At 68.3% G+C, this 536-nt stretch carries 1 protein-coding gene; it reads left to right on the plus strand.

Annotated features, from left to right (window positions below; all coding sequences use genetic code 11):
* Positions 1–536: methyl-accepting chemotaxis protein (locus AC1DU6_RS35585; protein WP_477863328.1), on the plus strand; the 536-nt coding region annotated here is incomplete at both ends.

A 536-nucleotide genomic window follows, 5' to 3' on the forward strand; every position in this document is an offset into this window, starting at 1 on the left:
CCATGAGAGCGTCATGCAGGGCGTGAAAGCCATGCGCGACAGCATGGCAAGCATCGTGCAGCAGGTGCGTGACGGCTCGGAGTCGGTGGCCAATGCGAGCTCGGAGATCGCCTCTGGCAACCAGGACCTGAGCGCCCGCACCGAGAGCCAGGCCAGCGCGCTGCAGCAGACGGCGGCCTCCATGGACGAACTCGGCGCCACCGTGCGCAACAACGTCGACAACGCCCAGCAGGCCAACCAGCTGGCGCAGAACGCTTCGCACGTCGCTGCGGAAGGCGGCCAGGTCGTCAAGCAGGTCGTCGACACGATGAAGGGCATCAACGACAGCTCGCGCCGCATCGGCGACATCATCTCCGTCATCGACGGCATTGCCTTCCAGACCAACATCCTGGCGCTGAACGCCGCCGTGGAAGCGGCACGCGCCGGCGAGCAGGGCCGCGGCTTCGCAGTCGTCGCCGGCGAGGTGCGGCTGCTGGCCGGCCGCAGCGCGGAAGCCGCCCGGGAGATCAAGACGCTGATCTCGCAGAGCCTGGAGC

This window comes from Roseateles sp. P5_B10, from assembly GCF_056400485.1.